The organism is Streptomyces sp. NPDC093984 (assembly GCF_044764595.1).
GTDB classification, from domain to species: domain Bacteria; phylum Actinomycetota; class Actinomycetes; order Streptomycetales; family Streptomycetaceae; genus Streptomyces; species Streptomyces cynarae.
Genome location: NZ_JBIWIM010000022.1, coordinates 1 through 17,206 on the forward strand (window position 1 = coordinate 1; position 17,206 = coordinate 17,206).

Here is a 17,206-nt window from a genome sequence, read left to right on the forward strand (position 1 = left end):
CTTCCTTTGTACTCACCGGAGAGAATCACTCTCTCGGCTTTCCTCCGGGCGCTTCCCTTCGGTGTTTCCGACTCTATCAGATCTTTCCGATCCGATTTCCTCGGTGCTTTCCAGGTTCTCGCTCTCGCGTTTCCCTTTCCGGCGGTTCCGACTTTATCAGAGCTTTTGGGGCGGACTTACCGCCGACCACTTCTGAATCAATCGGGGAGGCTCTTCGGAACTGATCGCCCCGAGAGCCGGCAGATGCTCGCTGTTCCTGTTGTGGGTGGATACCTCCACCTCCAGGCAACTGTCTGAATCTACCTCCCCACGCCACCCGTGTCAACAGGTCCCGTGGGGCGAAGAGGAGATTAGCAGGCCGACACCGGATCACGCACATCCGGAGGGGCCGTTCCGGTCACGCTGCGGTCACGCTGCCGTCGGAACGGTCGCGCTGCGCTCGTCCGCATCGACGTCCCCCGTGTCCCCGGCCTGCACCGCTCGTCCGCCGAGGACATAGACGTACGCGAGAAAGGCCAGCTCAGCGGCGATGCCGATCGCGATCCGGGCCCAGGTGGGAAGGCCGGAGGGGGTCACGAACCCCTCGATGGCGCCCGAGACGAACAGGACCAGGGTGAGCCCGATGGCCATGCCCAAGGCAGCCCTGCCCTCCTCGGCGAGGGCGGTGCGGCGGGTGCGAGGACCCGGGTCGATGAGGGTCCAGCCGAGTCGCAGCCCTGTTCCGGCGGCCACGAAGACGGCCGTCAGTTCCAGCAGCCCGTGCGGGAGGATCAGGCCGAGGAAGGTGTCGAGGCGGCCGGCCGAGGACATCAGGCCGATGCCGACCCCCAGGTTCAGCATGTTCTCGAAGAGGATCCACAGCACCGGGAGCCCCAGGAAAATGCCCAGGACCAGGCACATCGCAGCGGCTCGGGCGTTGTTCGTCCACACCTGGGCGGCGAACGCGGCGGCGGGATGGCTGGAGTAGTACGTCTCGTACTCGCCGCCGGGGCGTGTCAGGTCGCGTAGTTCGCCGGGGGCCGCGATCGATGCCTGGACGTCCGGGTGGGTGCCGATCCACCACCCCAGGAGCACCGCCACCACCGTGGAGAGCAGTGCCGTGGGTATCCACCAGCGGCGCGAACGGTAGACGGCGGCGGGGAAACCGTGCGTGAGGAAGCGCGTGACGTCGCGCCACGAGGCACGGCGCGTGCCCGTCACGGCGCTGCGCGCGCGTGCCACGAGTTGACTGAGCTGGCCGGTGAGCTGGGGGTCGGGTGCGCTGGACTGGATCAGCGAGAGATGGGTGGCGGTGCGCTGGTAGAGGGCGACGAGTTCGTCCGCCTCGGCTCCGGTGAGGCGGCGCCGGCGGCGCAGCAGGGCCTCGAGGCGGTCCCACTCGGCGCGGTGGGCGGACACGAACACGTCGAGGTCCATGGATGGGCTGCTCCTCGTACTGCGGCGCGATGTGCCCTCAGCTTGGCAGACTGTCGTACTCCGGGGCGGGTCAGGGGAAGGACGGTCGGCGTGAGTGAGCTAGTGACGGGTGAGGCGGTGGCGCTGGAGCTGCGCCCCGCGAAGCTGCCGAGCCGGGCGCTGGCCGTGTTGCTCGACCTGGTGGTGGCCGTGGTCGCCTACGTCCTTGTGGTGATCGCCCTGGTGGCGTCCACGTCCGGCCTTGACGAGGCCGCGCAGACTGCGGTGTCGATCGCCGCCTTCGTCCTCGTGCTGGTGGGCGGGCCGATCGCGGTGGAGACGCTGAGCCATGGGCGTTCGCTGGGCAAGCTGGCGTGCGGGCTGCGGGTGGTGCGGGACGACGGGGGGCCGATCCGGTTCCGGCACGCATTGGCACGGGGCGCGGTCGGTGTGGTCGAGATCCTCATGACTTTCGGGGTGGTGGCGTGCATCGCCTCGCTCGTGTCGGCACGGGGGCGGCGGCTCGGTGACGTGTTCGCGGGCACGCTCGTCGTGCGCGAGCGGGTGCCCGCCGGTCGTGCGTCCCTCGTGCCTCCGCCGCCACCGTGGCTGGCCGGGCGGTTCTCCGCGCTCGACCTCTCGGCCGTTCCGGACGGGCTGTGGCTGGCGATCCGGCAGTACCTGACCCGGATGCACCAGCTGGATCCGCAGGTGGGCTGGACGATGGCGGAACGTCTCGCCGCGGACCTCGCGGCTCGTACGGGCGTGCCGACACCGCCCGGGGTGCCGCCGGCGGCCTACCTGGCGGCGGTGGTGCAGGAGCGGCAGGCACGGGAGGCCCGGCGGGCATCCGGTGGCTGGGGGGTTGTCGAGGCCGTCGAGGGTGGTCCGCAGACCGGCGCCGCAGTTCAGCAGCAGCCCTACGCCCCGCCCCGGGCCCCGGTGCCCGTCGCCTCGCAGGACCCGCAGGACTCGCAGGACCCGCAGCCGGCACCGACGCCGCCCATGCAGCCCACACACCCCGAACCGCCGGCTCGGCCCTCCACCGGCTTCGCGCCGCCCGCGTAACCGCGGTCGCCGCCGGTGGCTGTCGCGGTCACCGCCGGGTGGCTGTCATGGAAACACCGACGGCGGCGACTGGAGGTCCTCCAGCTCGATGCCCGGTGCCGTCAGCACCACGTCTCCCGCGATGTGAACGGTGTGCCGCTCACCCGTGTCCAGGGCTGTGACCTGGTATTCGTCCACGATGAGGGGGGCGTTGTCAGTGGTGTGTGCTTCTCTTGCGATCAGGGCCCAGGACTGGTCCACGGTGCGGGGGGCGAGGACCGGATCGGTGAAGGCGACGAGGCGTACGCGCGTCTCGGAGGAAGAGGGGGTGAGGCGCAGCAGACGGGCGGTGGCGACGAGGAAAGCGGGGGATGTGCCGGTGAAGGCGTGGGCGCGGACATTGCCTTCGGTGGCATGGGTGCCGGTGGGGTCGGTGCGGACCCAGGTGACGCCGTCGAGGGCGGCGCCCCGTACCTGCCAGCTCGAGGCGTGGAGTTCGAGGCGGATGGGGCGGCCGAGCTCGTCGAGGGCTAGGTCGACGGAGCCTGCGTGATCGCCGGAGGGGGTGGTCAGTTGGGAGACATAGCGCCAGCCGGTGGGGCCCGGCGCGCACTGGAAGTGTTCTTCGGCGAGGAGGGTCTGGTCGTGCGGGTCGTGAAGCGAATAGCGGCCGCGGGGCATGAGGGTCCTGGAGCTTGACGGGGCCGGTCCGCCCAGTGGCCTGGATGGGCCCGGTGGTCTGGAAAGGCCCAGTGGTCTGGAAAGGAGGCAGGCCCCCGGCACGGGGGTGCGGGGGCCTGCCTTCGGACCGGGGGTCGGTCAGTATCGGTAGTGGTCCGGCTTGTACGGGCCCTCGACCTCGACGCCGATGTACGCGGCCTGCTCGGGGCGGAGCTTGGTGAGCTTCACTCCGAGCGCGTCCAGGTGGAGGCGGGCGACCTTCTCGTCGAGGTGCTTGGGCAGCACGTAGACGCCGGTCGGGTACGCGTCGGGCTTGGTGAACAGCTCGATCTGGGCCAGCGTCTGGTCCGCGAAGGAGTTGGACATCACGAACGACGGGTGACCGGTGGCGTTGCCCAGGTTCAGCAGGCGGCCCTCGGAGAGGACGATGATCTTCTTGCCGTCGGGGAAGGTCCAGGTGTGGACCTGCGGCTTGACCTCGTCCTTGACGATGCCGGGGACCTTGGCCAGGCCGGCCATGTCGATCTCGTTGTCGAAGTGGCCGATGTTGCCGACGATCGCTTGGTGCTTCATCTTGGCCATGTCACTGGCCATGATGATGTCCCGGTTGCCGGTCGTGGTGACGAAGATGTCGGCCTTGTCGATGACCTCGTCCAGGGTCGTGACCTGGTAGCCGTCCATGGCGGCCTGCAGCGCGCAGATCGGGTCGATCTCGGTGACGATCACGCGGGCGCCCTGTCCGCGCAGGGACTCCGCGCAGCCCTTGCCCACGTCGCCGTAGCCGCAGACGACCGCGGTCTTGCCGCCGATGAGGGTGTCGGTGGCGCGGTTGATGCCGTCGATCAGGGAGTGGCGGCAGCCGTACTTGTTGTCGAACTTCGACTTGGTGACGGCGTCGTTGACGTTGATCGCCGGGAACAGGAGGGTGCCCTCGCGCTGCATCTCGTACAGGCGGTGGACGCCGGTCGTGGTCTCCTCGGTCACGCCGCGGATCTCGGACGCCAGCTGGGTCCACTTCTGGGGGTTCTCCGCCAGGGTGCGGGTCAGCAGCTGGAGGATGACGCGGTGCTCGTCGGACTCGGCGGTGTCGGGCGAGGGGACCTTGCCGTCCTTCTCGTACTCGACGCCCTTGTGGACGAGGAGGGTGGCGTCACCGCCGTCGTCGAGGATCATGTTCGGGCCGCCGGTGGGGCTGTCCGGCCAGGTCAGCGCCTGCTCCGTGCACCACCAGTACTCCTCGAGCGTCTCGCCCTTCCAGGCGAAGACGGGGATGCCCTGCGGGTTGTCGGGCGTGCCGTTCGGGCCGACGGCGATGGCGGCGGCCGCGTGGTCCTGGGTGGAGAAGATGTTGCAGGACGCCCAGCGGACCTGCGCGCCGAGGGCGGCGAGGGTCTCGATGAGGACGGCGGTCTGGACGGTCATGTGCAGGGAGCCGGTGATGCGGGCGCCGGCCAGGGGCTGCGCCTCGGCGTACTCCTTGCGGATCGCCATCAGGCCGGGCATCTCGTGCTCGGCGAGGGTGATCTCCTTGCGGCCGAACTCGGCCAGCGAGAGGTCGGCGACCTTGAAGTCCTGTCGGTTCTCGACAGTCGTCATTGCGAGCTGCTCCTCGGGGTTGGGTCGAGGTGGGTACGGCTGGTCTGCGCGGCGGCGGGCACAGGGGTGCCCGAAAGAGGACACAGGCATGCCCACGTGCGCGCAGCGCAGTCCGTCGGAGGCCCTCTCTCCCTCGGCCGGCCCGTCCTGGACCGCCCGACCGCCATCAGCAGCGACGTCTGGCTCCGTTCCAAGCTACACCGGAGGACCCAGCCGTCCCCAGTCCGCCTCGGAAGACGCCCGATTGCCTGCGGACGGCATCCCGGTCGCGGGCCGTGTGATCGAGGCCCTCACATGGTCCGTCACGGCTCGGCGGTGTGATCAGTGACCGGTGCTCGGTCCCGGGCCGCCGGGCGTCGCCTCGGGGTCCGGGCCCTTAGCGGCCTCGGCCTCGCTGTAGATGTCCGGTTCCAGGTAGATGACGCGGGCGATGGGGACGGCGTCGCGGATACGGGCCTCGGCGGCGTTGATCGCGGAGGCGACCTGGGCGGCCGTGTCGTCGTGCTGCACGGCGATCTTGGCGGCGATGAGCAGTTCCTCGGGGCCCAGGTGGAGTGTGCGCATGTGGATGAGGCCGGTGACCGTCTCGCCGTCGACGATCGCCGCCTCGATCTGCTTGACCACGTCGACGCCCGCGGCCTCGCCGAGGAGCAGGGACTTGGTCTCGGCGGCGAGGACCAGGGCGATCAGGACGAGGAGGACACCGATGCAGACGGTGCCGATGCCGTCCCAGATGCCGTCGCCGGTGAGCAGGGCGAGGCCGACGCCGCCGAGGGCGAGGACCAGACCGATGAGCGCGCCGAAGTCCTCCAGGAGGACGACCGGCAGCTCCGGGGCCTTCGCCCGGCGGATGAACTGCGCCCAGGAGAGCTTGCCGCGCAGTTCGTTGGACTCCTTTATCGCCGTGCGGAAGGAGAAGCCCTCGGCGATGATCGCGAAGATGAGGACGCCCACCGGCCAGTACCAGTTCTCGAGGGCGTGCGGGTGCCGGATCTTCTCGTAGCCCTCGTAGATGGCGAACATGCCGCCGATGGAGAAGAGGACGATCGAGACGAGGAAGGCGTAGATGAACCGCTCGCGGCCGTAGCCGAACGGGTGCTGCGGGGTCGCCTCGCGGCGGGCGCGCCTGCCGCCGATCAGCAGCAGGAACTGGTTGCCGGAGTCGGCGAGCGAGTGGACGCCCTCCGCGAGCATCGACGACGAGCCGCTGAAGGCGAACGCGACGAACTTCGATGCCGCGATCGCGAGGTTGGCGCCGAGTGCCGCCACGATCGCCCTGGTGCCGCCTGACGCGCTCATGTGTTCGCGTTGTCCCTTCCTAGCCGTCGCGCCCGGGACGTCCGTACGTACCGTACGCCGTCCGGGGCTTTGCCCGTCCTTTGCCGGTGGGCCATTGTTGCAGCAGGCTCCGACAGCGGTGCGCCGGGCCGGGACCGCGACGGCGCCCGGCCCGGGGGCCGGGCGACGGTGTCAGGCGGCGACCGTGGCCCGGAAGACCGTACCGGCCCCGGACACCTCGGCCTTGTCCTCCGCCGGTACGAACACCGACTCGCCGGGCGCGAGGACCTGGTCGCCCGCGCGGACGGAACCGGCCGTGCACAGCAGGATCTGCGGGGTCGCGCGCGTGAGGTCGTGCGGGGCGGCGCCCTGGGTCACCACGTACCGGGACAGGCGGAACTCGTCGATCGGGGTCTCGTAGACCTCCTCGCCGTCCGCGGAGGCCTCGGGGCGCAGGACACCGGGGTCGCCCGCCTCGAAGCGGACGATCCGCAGCAGTTCGGGGACGTCGACGTGCTTGGGGGTCAGGCCGCAGCGCAGGACGTTGTCGGAGTTGGCCATGATCTCGACGCCGAGGCCGCTCAGGTAGGCGTGCGGGACGCCGGCTCCGAGGTAGAGGGCCTCGCCGGGCTGCAGCCGGACGTGGTTGAGCAGCATCGCGGCGATCACACCCGGGTCACCGGGGTAGTGGTGGGCGATGTCGGCGTACGGGGCGTAGGCGCCGCCGAGGCGGGCGCAGGCGGCCGCCGCCTCGGTGACCGTGTGGGTCATCTCCTCGGGGTCGGCGCTCAGCACGGCGGTGAGGACCTCGCGCAGGGCGGCGTCTTCGGGGTGGGCGTGCAGCACGTCGACGTAGGGCTTGAGGGAGTCGACGTCGAGGCCGGCGAGCAGGTCGGCGGCGGCGTCGGTGGCGCGGAAGCCGCACAGGCCGTCGAACTCGGTGAGGGCGCAGATCAGTTCGGGCTTGTGGTTGGCGTCCTTGTAGTTGCGGTGGGGCGCGTCGACGGGGATGCCGCGGCGCTCCTCGTCGGCGTAGCCCTCCTTCGCCTGCTCCAGGTCGGGGTGGACCTGGAGGGAGAGCGGGGCGCCGGCTGCGAGGATCTTCAGCAGGAACGGCAGCCGGGGGCCGAACCGGGCGACCGTCCGCTCCCCCAGTTCGTGTTCCGGAGCCTTGTCGATCACCTCGTTCAGGGGGCCGCGCGGGGTGCGCGAGGGTGCGCCGGGGTGGGCGCCCATCCACATCTCCGCCTGCGGCTCACCGGTCGGCTCCACGCCGAGGAGCCGGGGGATGGCGGTGGTCGAACCCCAGGCGTAGGGGCGGATGGTGTTGTCGAGGCGATCCATGAGTTTTCTTCGTCTCCGTACGTACGCTCCCGGTCGGCGCCGCTCTGGACGGGTCGACCGGTGCGCGCTGGTCAGATGGTGTGAGCCTAGTGCTGTGGCCGGAAAGGTCCGCGGCGGACCTTTCCGGTGACAGAGCCACGTCAGGCCGCGAAAGCGAGCGCCACGTAAACGGCGGCGAAATCCGTGATGGCGATCAGTTCCGCGAGGGTCTCCAGCTCGTCGCCGTCCTCGGGTTCGAGTTCGCTGATCGCCGTGTCGTGGCTGAGGGCCAGGTCTCGGGCGGTGGGGGCGGCGCTCAGGCCGCCGATGGGGCGGTCGCGCAGGAGCACCACGCGCGCGTGCAGGGCTTGTGCCTCCTCGACCCGGTCGCGGAAGAAGTCGTCGGGGTCGGCGCCCGCGGCGAGTGGGCCGGAGAGCAGCACGCCGTGCGCGGCGAGTGCCTCGGGCAGCTGCGCGGTGAGCGCGGGACGGCCGGCCAGCTCGGCGAGCGCGGCGGCGAAGCGGCGGCCGGCGGGTGCGGCGGAGACGCCTTCCGTCCAGATCACCGGGAGCGCTTCGGCGAGTTCGGCGGCGAGGCTCTTGGCGGGGTTGCTGTAGGTGGCGATGGCCGGGCCGCAGCGTTCGGCGACCTGGTCGAGGCGGTCGGCGACCTTCTCCAGGACGTCGGGCGGCGCGGAGAGCAGGCCGGTGCGGTCCAGGAGGGCGAGCAGCGGGGTGAGCAGGGCCCACAGGACGCCGGGCGCGGAGGCGGCGAGGGGTTCCTCCGGCTCGTACGGGGCGGTCGCCATGGGCACGAACAGGCCGTGGGCGGCGGTCACCGCCTCCGTGATCGGGGAGCGGGCGGGGGCCACGGCGACGACGGTGCAGTTGCGGCGGTAGGCCTGCTCGACCAGGATGCCGAGGCCGGGTTCGGAGCCGTCGGGGGTGGCGATGAGCAGCAGGTCGACGGGCCCGGCCCAGCCGGGCAGCTCCCAGCGCAGGGCGCCGGCGGCGGGGGCGACGCCGGTGGGGTGGATGCGGACGACCGGGCAGGCGGCGCCGGCGAGGGTGCCGAGCAGTTCGGCGACGCCCACGGAGGCGGTGCCGGGGCCCGCGATGAGCACGGCTCGCGGCCGGCCGTCGGGCCTCAGGTCGTTGACCCCCGCCTCGGCGGCGAACCGCACGGCCGTGCGGACCCGGGCGCCTGCCTCGGCGGCGCCCCGGAGCAGTCCGCGTCGGTCGGCGCGCGCCAGCGCCTCGGGGTCGTCGAGCAGCGATTCGTCGAGCATGGGCTCCAGCCTCCGATCGCCGGGTGCGTCAGGCGGGGCGGCGGACTTCGTCGACGAGCAGGACCGGGATGCCGTCACGGACGGGGTACGCGAGGCCGCAGTCCTGGCCGGTGCAGACCAGCTCGCTCTCCTCCTCCTTGAGCGGTGCGTGGCACGCCGGGCAGGCGAGGATCTCGAGGAGGCCGGCTTCGAGCGGCATGACGGGTCCCTTCGGGCTGGTGCGCTTGGCCTGGTCAGACTACCGCTGCGGGCGGCGGCATGCGGGGGTTGGGCGGGGCGGGCGCTGCCGTGCGCCCCGCCCCGCCTGGCGCGGCGTGTGGCGGGGCGTCAGGCCCGGATGATCTCCAGGACCTCGTCCCGGACCTTCGCCATGGTCGCCTCGTCCCTCGCCTCGGCGTTCAGGCGCAGGAGCGGTTCGGTGTTGGACGGGCGGACGTTGAACCACCAGTCGGCGGAGGAGACCGTCAGGCCGTCCAGCTCGTCCAGTTCGATGCCCTCGCGGCCCTCGTAGGCGGCCTTGATGGCGGCGAGGCGGCCCTTCTGGTCGTCGACCGTGGAGTTGATCTCGCCGGAGCCCACATAGCGGTCGTACTCGGCCACGAGCTGGGAGAGCGGGCCCTCCTGGCCGCCGAGGGCCGCGAGGACGTGGAGCGCGGCCAGCATGCCCGTGTCGGCGTTCCAGAAGTCCTTGAAGTAGTAGTGCGCGGAGTGCTCGCCACCGAAGATGGCGCCGGTGCGGGCCATCTCGGCCTTGATGAAGGAGTGGCCGACGCGGGTGCGGGCCGGCGAGCCGCCGTTCTCCCGGACGACCTCGGGCACCGACCAGGACGTGATCAGGTTGTGGATGATCGTGCCCTTGCCGCCGTGCTTGGCCAGTTCCCGGGCGGCGACCAGCGCGGTGATCGCGGACGGGGTGACCGGGTCGCCGTGCTCGTCGACGACGAAGCAGCGGTCCGCATCGCCGTCGAAGGCGATGCCGATGTCGGCGCCCTCTTCACGCACCCGCTTCTGCAGGTCGACGATGTTCTTCGGGTCGAGCGGGTTGGCCTCGTGGTTCGGGAACGTGCCGTCCAGCTCGAAGTACATCGGGACCAGGTCGACGGGCAGTCCGGCGAGGACGGTCGGCACGGTGTGGCCGCCCATGCCGTTGCCGGCGTCGACGACGACCTTCAGCCGGCGGATGGAGGTCAGGTCGGCGAGCGAGCGCAGGTAGGCCGCGTAGTCGTCGAGCGTGTCGCGCTGGGTGATCGTGCCCGGCGTCTCCACGGGCTGCGGCGCCTCCCCGTCCAGCCACTCCTCGACCAGGGCGCGGATCTCGGCGAGACCCGTGTCCTGGCCGACGGGCGCGGCGCCCGCGCGGCACATCTTGATGCCGTTGTACTTCGCCGGGTTGTGCGAGGCGGTGAACATGGCGCCCGGCAGGTTCAGCGCGCCCGACGCGTAGTACAGCTGGTCCGTCGAGCACAGGCCGATCTCGGTGACGTCGGCACCGCGTCCGGCGGCTCCACGCGCGAAGGCGTCCGCCAGGCCCGGGGACGAGGGCCGCATGTCATGGCCGATCACGATCGCGTCCGCACCGGTCACCTGGGCGAAAGCCGCGCCGAACAGCTCGGCCAGCGTCTCGTCCCACTGGTCCGGGACCACCCCGCGTACGTCGTACGCCTTCACGATCTGCGACAGATCAGCAGCCACGGCCAACCCTCCTGAGTTCTCAACGATGCCCCCAAATTACCTGCTGGGGCCGGTGCCCAACCGGGGGCCCCGGGATCCGACGAACAGTTCGAACGGAGTTCATACCGGATATCACCGGCACACGGGTCCGCGGGACCGCGCCTGACAGGGGCAGGGCGTGCGATCAGGGGGGTGGAAAGGAGGGGTGACGAGGAGGGTGGACGCTCAGTTGTCGGGTGAGCGCAGGACTCGCAGATGGCCGCGGCGTGCGACCTCCATCGGGTCGGCCGTACGGGCGCTGCCGCCTCCCGCCTCGGCCGCGCGCTGCTGCGGGCGAGCCGCCTCGCGGACCGCGTTGGCCAGCGCCTCGAGGTCGTCGCCGCTCGGGCGCGCGGGGGCCGAGCCGTCCAGCAGCCGGACGACCTCCCAGCCGCGCGGGGCGGTCAGCCGCTCGGAGTGCTCGGCGCACAGGTCGTAGCAGTGGGGTTCGGCGTAGGTGGCGAGCGGGCCGAGGACCGCGGTCGAGTCGGCGTAGACGTACGTCAGCGTCGCGACGGCGGGTCGGCCGCAAGCGGTGCGCGAACAGCGACGTACAGGGCTCACGACGTTGGACGGTACCGCACTCTTGAGCGGGCCGCGACGACTCTCCCCCAGGTCACTCCACCGTGTCGTGCTGTGAAACACCCCACACCCCCTTTCGGGGTCGCCTGGCTGACCTGCGTGGACAGCCCATGACGAGATGCAGGACGGCTCTCAAAGCGGTCACCACTTGGTACAAACCGCGTCAAAGTTCATGAGCTCGGCGGTCTCGGAGGCATACGGAATCGAGCCCAAGCTTGGCTGGAATGGTCATCCGGCGACATGCCGTGTGACCTCCGCCCCCCGGGGCCGGACCGTCCGGGGCGAGCCCGGACGGAGGGGCGTGGCCGAAGCGGCGCGGCCGAAGCGGCGTCGGTTCGCGTGGGGCCGGGCGTGACGCCCGGGCGGGGACTACGCTTCTTTCAGTGATGGACACCCCCGTACCGCCCCGCGCCGCCGCACCCGGGCCCCGCCGCCGTGACCGCCACGGCCGAGGCATGCGCGGCCCCGTCGCACCGCCCCAGGTGCCGCTCTCCGCGAGCCGCGCCGAGGTGTTCGCGGATCTGGTGCAGGACTCCGTGGAGCGCCTGGAGCGGCGCTGGCCGCAGCTCGCCGACATCGACTTCCTGGTTCTGGAGGTGCCGCGCCTGGACGGCCCCGGCGCGGGCTGGAGCGACGAGGCCGTACCCCTGGGAGGCACCGTCCCGGCCCGCGACGGCCGCCGCGCTCGCGTGGTGGTCTACCGGCGCCCGGTCGAGATCCGCACCAAGGGCCGCGACGAGCGTGCCGCCCTGGTCCACGAGGTGGTCGTGGAGCAGGTGGCGGAGCTGCTGGGGCTGACACCGGAGACGGTGGATCCGCGCTACGGCGAGGACTGAGCCCGCACGCTCACGGACCCTTCCGCCTACTCACGGAATTCCGCAGGCTCACGGATCCTTCGCACGCTCACGGATCCTTCGCACGCTCACGGAGCCTTCCGTCACTTCTTCAGCAGCACCGACAGATCTTGTCGCGCCTCCGGCACGGCCACCGTGCCCCGGTCGTCCGGCAGGGTCTGCACGGTGAACGCCGACAGCCCCTCGATGGTCGTCCGGAGGGTGCGGGAGGCGTAGACGGGGCCGCCGGAGAGCGTCTCCACGGTGAGCGCGTAGGTGCCCTTCAGGCCGCTCGGCACGGGCACGTCCACGTCCTGTGTCGTGCCGCCCTTGATCGTGTACTGCTTCGTCACGGGCGTGCCGCCCTCGCTGCCCGCGGACGCGGTGACCTTGACGGTGGCCGTGGCGCCCGGTGCGACCAGCGCGAGCGTGGTGTCCTTGGCGCTGTTGTCGGCGACCGACGCGCGCGTGCCGACCGGCGCGGTGGCCGGGATGAACGCCGACTCCTGCCCGCCGCCCTTGCCCCGCACCACGCGCAGCGCGGCGACCACCGGGACCGGGGTGTCGGCGGGCGTCAGCACCAGGGAGCCGGCCTCGCCGCGCGTGATGTCGCCGAGGTCCACGGCGGTGGTCATGCCGGCCTTCACGTGCACCGTCTCGTTCCCGGCCGGGGTGATCTCCCCGGAGGGCGAGGCGAGGCGCACCTTGAGGTCGGCGTCGGAGTCGCCGGGCGCGAAGGCGACCAGACGCACGTCGGTGGCGTCCTTGGGGATGCCGGGCAGCACCAGGGATCCCGCCGGGTCCGTGGAGGCGGACAGCCAGTCGCCGCCCGTCTTGTCGTCCAGGGCCTGCACGGCGGCGCCGACCCGGCCGCTGCGGACGCTGACGTGGACCGTGAGGTCGCTCTCCTTCGCTGCGGTGAGCGTGGACAGCAGGACCGGTTCGCTGGAGTGCGGCTGGACGGTGATGCCCTCGCCGACCGCCGACTTCAGGTTGCCGTCCTTGCCGTACAGCTCGATGTCCACGACCGCGGCGGAGTCGTCGGGGTTGGTCAGGTGCACGTAGTCGGTGCGCGAGGCGGCGGTGCTGGCGCCCGGGAACCAGAACTCGGTGTCGGGGGCGGTGCAGTTGACGCCGAGCAAGCCGCGCCCGGAGCCGACGGCCACCGCGGTGGTCTCCTGGACCGTCCAGCCGGGCGCGAACCTGCCTGTGGCGGTGCCGATCAGCGCGGGCGTGTCGGCGCCCGAGCCGTCCCCGGTGGCCGGGGTGCCGGGCTGCTTGGGGGTCAGTGGCGGCGCGTCGGACTGCTTCTTGCCCTTGCTCTTGCCCGCCTTGCCGCTCTTGCCGGTGTCCGTGCTGTCCGCCGACTGCTCGGCCGCCGCGGTCAGTTGGGCCTTGCCGCTGCCGCCGGTGCCCTGCGCGACCGGCGTGAAGGACGTGTACGAGGTGTCGGCTATGTCCGAGTTGCTCGGCTGGGGGCACAGCAGCCGGGTCTGCTCCACCGGCAGCCGTGCGGCCGGCTTCGGGGTGTCGTTGCCGGAGGCGGCCGGCGCGCCGAGTGCCGCGAATCCGGTGACGGCGGCGAGCGCGGTCGCGCCGACGATCAGGGACAGGGTCGTACGGTTCACTGCTGGCTCCCGTCGGGGCGCTCACTGTCGGTGCCGTGCGCCGGGTCGTACGGCGTGGCGTAGCCCTGGGTGTACGTCGGGTCGTACGGCGCCGTGTTGCCGTACGCGTACGGGTCGTACTGGGCGCCCTGATAAGGGTCGGCCTGGTACTGCTGCTGCTCGTAGGCGCCCGGCGCGTACTGCTGGGGGACGCCCTGGTAGTGCTCGCCGCCGTAGGAGTCGTACTCGGTGTCCGCGTAGCCCGTCGTGTCCCACTCCCCGTACGCCGGCTGGTGCGGGACGGCGGCGGGGGGCTCCTGCGGAGGGGCGGGCGGGGTGTCGGCGTCCTGGGCGGCCTCTTCCGCCTCGGCCTGCGCACGCAGCCGGCGGGCGCGGCGGCCCTCGCCGGTGGTGTCCTGGGCGGGCACCACCCGCTCCTCGGGGAGATCGTCGTCGACGTCACGGCGGCGTCCGGGCAGGGCGAGCACCACCAGGACGACGGCGAGCGCGCCCTGCGCCCACAGCCAGGCGGTGTGGCCGAACGGAGTGTCATAGGTGACGTCCAACGTGCCGCCGGAGGCGGGCAGTCGGAAGCCCTGGGCCCAGCCGTCCACGGTGGTGGCGGTGAGCGGCTTGCCGTCCAGGGTGGCGGTCCAGTCCGGGTCGGCGGTGTCGGCGATCCGCAGGACGCGGCCCTCGCCGCCCGAGGGGATCGTGGTGTGGATCTCCACGGGTCCGGCCGCGACGGGCTGCGGCGCGTCCGTGCCGCCGACGATCGCGGCGCGGGAGACCTCGTGGTCGACCCGCCACAGGGCGCTGCCGTCCTGCTGGCTGAGCCGGCTCAGGCCGGGCGTGGCGTCCAGGATGCGGCTGATGTCTCGGGGCGCGCCCTTGCGGACGAGGACGTAGCGCACGGCGAAGCCGCCGAGTTCGTCGGCCTGGTCGGCGCCGGAACCCGCGACGAGGTTGGCGACGACCTTGTCGAGCTGCTTGTTCTCGCCGTCCTCGGCGGCGAGTTCGCCGTCGCCCAGGCGGGCGCCGGAGCCACGGACCAGGGTGTAGCCCACGCGTGCGGTGGATTCGCCGTCGAGGACGAGAGTGCGGGCCTGGTCACTGGTGCCGCTCTCCTCGGCGACGAACGCGGGCACCTGCACGGGGTCGCGCCGCTCCAGCGGCCCGTCCGCGCCGCGGATCATCCACCCGGCGGCGATGAGCAGGGGCCCGGCCGCGGACGCGAACGCGATGAGCGCGGCGACCGGCTGGCGCCAGCCGAAGCTCTGCTCGGCCACGCGCGCGCGTGCGCCGTCCGCACCGACCGCCGCGGCGGCCAGCAGCGCGAGGCCGTAGACGAGGGTGGCGGGGCCGGCCCAGGCGGAGCGGTTGGACAGGACCGCGAAGACGAGCGCCACCAGGGCGGCCGCCCAGGCCGTCCAGACGGCGGCCTGGCGCTCGCCGCGCATCAGGGCGGCCAGCGCGGCGAGGACGACGCCGATGAGCATCAGCCCGCTGACCGTGCCCGGTCCGCCCGGGCTGGCGCCGAGCAGGTCGGAGGCGGAGGCCGCGCTCGCGCCGTACGCCAGACCGGCCTCCTTGAAGAAGCCGAACGGCAGCAGTGACAGCGACCACGGGGCGAGCACCAGCAGCGGGGTGCCGACCTGGGCGAGGAAGCGCAGACCGTAGGCGACGATGTCGTTGCGGCGCACGACGAGCAGCGCGACGCCCAGGACCAGGGCGATCGGCCACACGATCGGGGTGAACGCGGTGGTGGTCGTCAGCAGGAGTGCGTAGGCCCAGGTGGCGCGCCAGCTGCCACGCGCGCCGGAGGCGTGGGCGAGGCCACTGGCCGCGATGCCCGCGCGCGCGATGAGCGGCAGCAGGACCGCGAGGACCGCGGTGCCGATGCGGCCGCCGGCGAGGGCGCCGGTGGCTGCGGGCAGGAAGGCGTAGGCGACGGACGCCCACGCGCGCAGCAGCCGCGACTCGACGAGGGGGCGTGAGGCGAAGTACGCGGTGAACCCGGCGAGCGGCACCGAGCAGACGAGCAGCACCGTGACCGCGAGACCGGTGGAGCCCAGCAACATCGAGGCGAGCAGGGCGACTAGCGCGAGATAGGGCGGCGCGGAATGCGTACCGCCGGCGCCCACCGGATGCCAGGCGTCGAGATAGCGCGACCACAGCTCGGAGGAGTCGGCGGGCGCGGGCAGCAGCGCGCCGCCCGCGAGCGCGCCACCGCCGAGCAGCGCGCGGCAGGCGACGAGCGAGACGAGCAGGAGGACGCCGAAGAGCACCGGTCCGGGCTTGCGGGCGATGCGCTTGAGGCGGGCGAACTGTTCGACCTCCAGGAAGTCGGCGTCGTCACCTCCGGGTCCGGATTCCAGGCCGCCGCCGTGCCGGCCGGCCGAGGAGACCTCCGGGTCGGAGCGGCCCACCAGGTTGCTCGCGACCTGTTCGACGGTGGCCCGGACGGTCGCTCCGGGCGGTGGGAAGAGGGCGCGCAGCTCGCCCTTGTCGACCTGCGGGCGGCCGCGCCTGCGGCGTCCGGCGATGATCCGCTCGGGCCGCAACAGCGTCCCCAGCAGGCCGCGGATCTCGTCGACGGCCTGCCGGGGCACCTTGCCGACGAGGTACGCCACCGTGCGCAGCAGGCTGCCGAGCACCAGACGGAGCAGGACCCAGGGCAGCTGTGCGGATCGGGCGTTGACAAGGAGGGTGTAGACGGCGCCCGCCTTGTCGACCTTGTGCGGGGAGGCCGCGGTGCGGCCCACGCAGTCGACGGTGCGTCGCTCGCGGGAGGCCGCCTCGGCGTGCCGTACGACCGCGTCGGGGGCGACGAGGACGCGGTGGCCGGCGGCCTGGGCGCGCCAGCACAGGTCGACGTCGTCACGCATCAGCGGCAGGTTCCGGTCGAATCCGCCGAGCTGCTCGTAGACGTCACGCCGGATCAGCATGCCGGCGGTGGACACGGACAGCACCGGCCGGACGTGGTCGTGCTGGCCCTGGTCCTGTTCACGGCGGTCCAGGCCGGTCCAGCGACGGCCGGAGTTGGCGATGGTGACGCCGACCTCGAGCAGCTGCCGGCGGTCGTACCAGCCGCGGAGCTTGGGGCCGACGACGGCGACCTCGCGACCCAGCTCGGCCTCGTGCTCCACGACGCGCAACAGCTCGGCCAGTGCGCCCGGTTCGGGGGCGCAGTCGTCGTGCAGGAGCCACAGCCACTGCACCGGCTCCCCGTACGGCAGCTCGGGCATGTCGTAGGCGTCGTCCCGCCAGGTGCGGGTCACGGGGTCCCAGCCGCTGGGGCGCTTGAGGTACGGCAGGTCGTCGGGGGTCGGTACGGGCGCGGAGCGGCTCGCCTCCTCGACGGCCTGGCCGAAACCGGTGCGCCGGGCCAGGTGCAGGACGCGGTCGGGGCCGAGGGCGTCGGTGAGCAGCTGGGCGGAGTCGTCCGCGCTGCCGGTGTCGGCCGCCACGGCGTTCTGCACGGGGCGCTCCTGGCCGAGCAGCCCGGCGAGCGCGTCGGGCAGCCAGCGGGCGCCGTCGTGGGCGACGAGCACCGCGGTGACCACGTGACGCGGGAACTCTGGTGGGGACGGGTCGTGTTGGACCGCCGTATGGCTGTGCACGGACATCGAGGTACGGGCCCCGGTTCGTTGGACTGCGGTGGACGCCTGTGCCCCGAGGGGGCAGCGGGACGTCTCGGACGGAGGCCCACACTAACGGCTGGACAAGATCACGGCCCGCCGCCTGTGGACAACCCACCTGCGACGGGCCATTCGTTACGAAAGGATGTGCGGCTTTTCGCCGCTCGCCGGGCGGACCGGCCCGCCACACCGCGTGCGACTGCTTTACGACGTCCTGAAGGACT

General features: G+C 72.3%; 13 protein-coding genes. 2 read left to right on the forward strand and 11 right to left on the reverse strand.

Going from position 1 to position 17,206, the window contains the following annotated elements; translation table 11 throughout:
• Nucleotides 1-408 precede the first annotated feature (408 nt).
• Nucleotides 409-1,416: a stage II sporulation protein M gene (locus ACIRC0_RS36815; RefSeq protein ID WP_403625597.1), complete on the reverse strand. Its 1,008-nt coding sequence runs from the start codon at nt 1,414-1,416 to the stop codon at nt 409-411.
• A gap of 90 nt (nt 1,417-1,506) precedes the next feature.
• On the opposite strand from ACIRC0_RS36815, the gene ACIRC0_RS36820 reads away from it, so the two are divergent.
• Nucleotides 1,507-2,463 (forward strand): RDD family protein, encoded by a 957-nt coding sequence (locus tag ACIRC0_RS36820; protein WP_403625600.1) that lies wholly within the window; start codon nt 1,507-1,509, stop codon nt 2,461-2,463.
• A gap of 45 nt (nt 2,464-2,508) precedes the next feature.
• Here the strand turns inward: ACIRC0_RS36820 and ACIRC0_RS36825 are convergent, their stop codons facing one another.
• The 8 genes from ACIRC0_RS36825 to ACIRC0_RS36860 form a co-directional block, all read right to left on the reverse strand.
• On the reverse strand, nt 2,509-3,123 hold the full coding sequence (locus tag ACIRC0_RS36825; protein ID WP_403625603.1) for a hypothetical protein: 615 nt from the start codon (nt 3,121-3,123) through the stop codon (nt 2,509-2,511).
• A gap of 138 nt (nt 3,124-3,261) precedes the next feature.
• Nucleotides 3,262-4,719 carry an adenosylhomocysteinase gene (gene ahcY / locus ACIRC0_RS36830; RefSeq protein WP_366028276.1) on the reverse strand — a complete coding sequence of 486 codons (1,458 nt, stop codon included), beginning with the start codon at nt 4,717-4,719 and terminating at the stop codon, nt 3,262-3,264.
• A gap of 321 nt (nt 4,720-5,040) precedes the next feature.
• Nucleotides 5,041-6,018: a cation diffusion facilitator family transporter gene (locus ACIRC0_RS36835; RefSeq protein WP_403625606.1), complete on the reverse strand. Its 978-nt coding sequence runs from the start codon at nt 6,016-6,018 to the stop codon at nt 5,041-5,043.
• Nucleotides 6,019-6,189: 171 nt separating this feature from the next.
• The gene (gene manA / locus ACIRC0_RS36840; RefSeq protein WP_403625609.1) at nt 6,190-7,341 is read right to left on the reverse strand and encodes a mannose-6-phosphate isomerase, class I; all 1,152 of its coding nucleotides are present in this window, start codon (nt 7,339-7,341) and stop codon (nt 6,190-6,192) included.
• A 140-nt stretch (nt 7,342-7,481) separates the two neighbouring features.
• Nucleotides 7,482-8,609 carry an SIS domain-containing protein gene (locus ACIRC0_RS36845; RefSeq protein ID WP_403625612.1) on the reverse strand — a complete coding sequence of 376 codons (1,128 nt, stop codon included), beginning with the start codon at nt 8,607-8,609 and terminating at the stop codon, nt 7,482-7,484.
• Nucleotides 8,610-8,637: 28 nt separating this feature from the next.
• On the reverse strand, nt 8,638-8,808 hold the full coding sequence (locus tag ACIRC0_RS36850; RefSeq protein ID WP_403625615.1) for a Trm112 family protein: 171 nt from the start codon (nt 8,806-8,808) through the stop codon (nt 8,638-8,640).
• 128 nt (nt 8,809-8,936) lie between these two features.
• Nucleotides 8,937-10,301 (reverse strand): phosphomannomutase/phosphoglucomutase, encoded by a 1,365-nt coding sequence (locus ACIRC0_RS36855; RefSeq protein WP_403625617.1) that lies wholly within the window; start codon nt 10,299-10,301, stop codon nt 8,937-8,939.
• 204 nt (nt 10,302-10,505) lie between these two features.
• Nucleotides 10,506-10,883, reverse strand: coding sequence for a DUF3499 domain-containing protein (locus ACIRC0_RS36860; protein ID WP_234511851.1), 378 nt, complete (start codon nt 10,881-10,883; stop codon nt 10,506-10,508).
• A gap of 404 nt (nt 10,884-11,287) precedes the next feature.
• Between ACIRC0_RS36860 and ACIRC0_RS36865 the strand changes: the two genes are divergently transcribed.
• Nucleotides 11,288-11,737 (forward strand): metallopeptidase family protein, encoded by a 450-nt coding sequence (locus ACIRC0_RS36865; protein ID WP_403625705.1) that lies wholly within the window; start codon nt 11,288-11,290, stop codon nt 11,735-11,737.
• Nucleotides 11,738-11,838: 101 nt separating this feature from the next.
• Here ACIRC0_RS36865 and ACIRC0_RS36870 read toward each other — a convergent pair whose 3' ends face one another.
• Entirely contained in the window at nt 11,839-13,362 is a 1,524-nt protein-coding gene (locus ACIRC0_RS36870) for a DUF5719 family protein (RefSeq protein ID WP_403625620.1), read from the reverse strand.
• Entirely contained in the window at nt 13,359-16,970 is a 3,612-nt protein-coding gene (locus tag ACIRC0_RS36875) for a glycosyltransferase family 2 protein (RefSeq protein WP_403625623.1), read from the reverse strand. The genes ACIRC0_RS36870 and ACIRC0_RS36875 overlap by 4 nt, the downstream gene beginning before the upstream one ends.
• Nucleotides 16,971-17,206 lie beyond the last annotated feature (236 nt).

Bases quoted from the DNA above. Each gene is read 5' to 3' on its own strand.
- ACIRC0_RS36815 (WP_403625597.1), bottom strand. From the start codon at position 1,416: ATGGACCTCGACGTGTTCGTGTCCGCCCACCGCGCCGAGTGGGACCGC.
- manA (WP_403625609.1), bottom strand. From the start codon at position 7,341: ATGGATCGCCTCGACAACACCATCCGCCCCTACGCCTGGGGTTCGACC.
- ACIRC0_RS36825 (WP_403625603.1), bottom strand. From the start codon at position 3,123: ATGCCCCGCGGCCGCTATTCGCTTCACGACCCGCACGACCAGACCCTC.
- ACIRC0_RS36835 (WP_403625606.1), bottom strand. From the start codon at position 6,018: ATGAGCGCGTCAGGCGGCACCAGGGCGATCGTGGCGGCACTCGGCGCC.
- ACIRC0_RS36865 (WP_403625705.1), top strand. From the start codon at position 11,288: ATGGACACCCCCGTACCGCCCCGCGCCGCCGCACCCGGGCCCCGCCGC.
- ACIRC0_RS36845 (WP_403625612.1), bottom strand. From the start codon at position 8,609: ATGCTCGACGAATCGCTGCTCGACGACCCCGAGGCGCTGGCGCGCGCC.
- ACIRC0_RS36850 (WP_403625615.1), bottom strand. From the start codon at position 8,808: ATGCCGCTCGAAGCCGGCCTCCTCGAGATCCTCGCCTGCCCGGCGTGC.
- ACIRC0_RS36875 (WP_403625623.1), bottom strand. From the start codon at position 16,970: ATGTCCGTGCACAGCCATACGGCGGTCCAACACGACCCGTCCCCACCA.
- ahcY (WP_366028276.1), bottom strand. From the start codon at position 4,719: ATGACGACTGTCGAGAACCGACAGGACTTCAAGGTCGCCGACCTCTCG.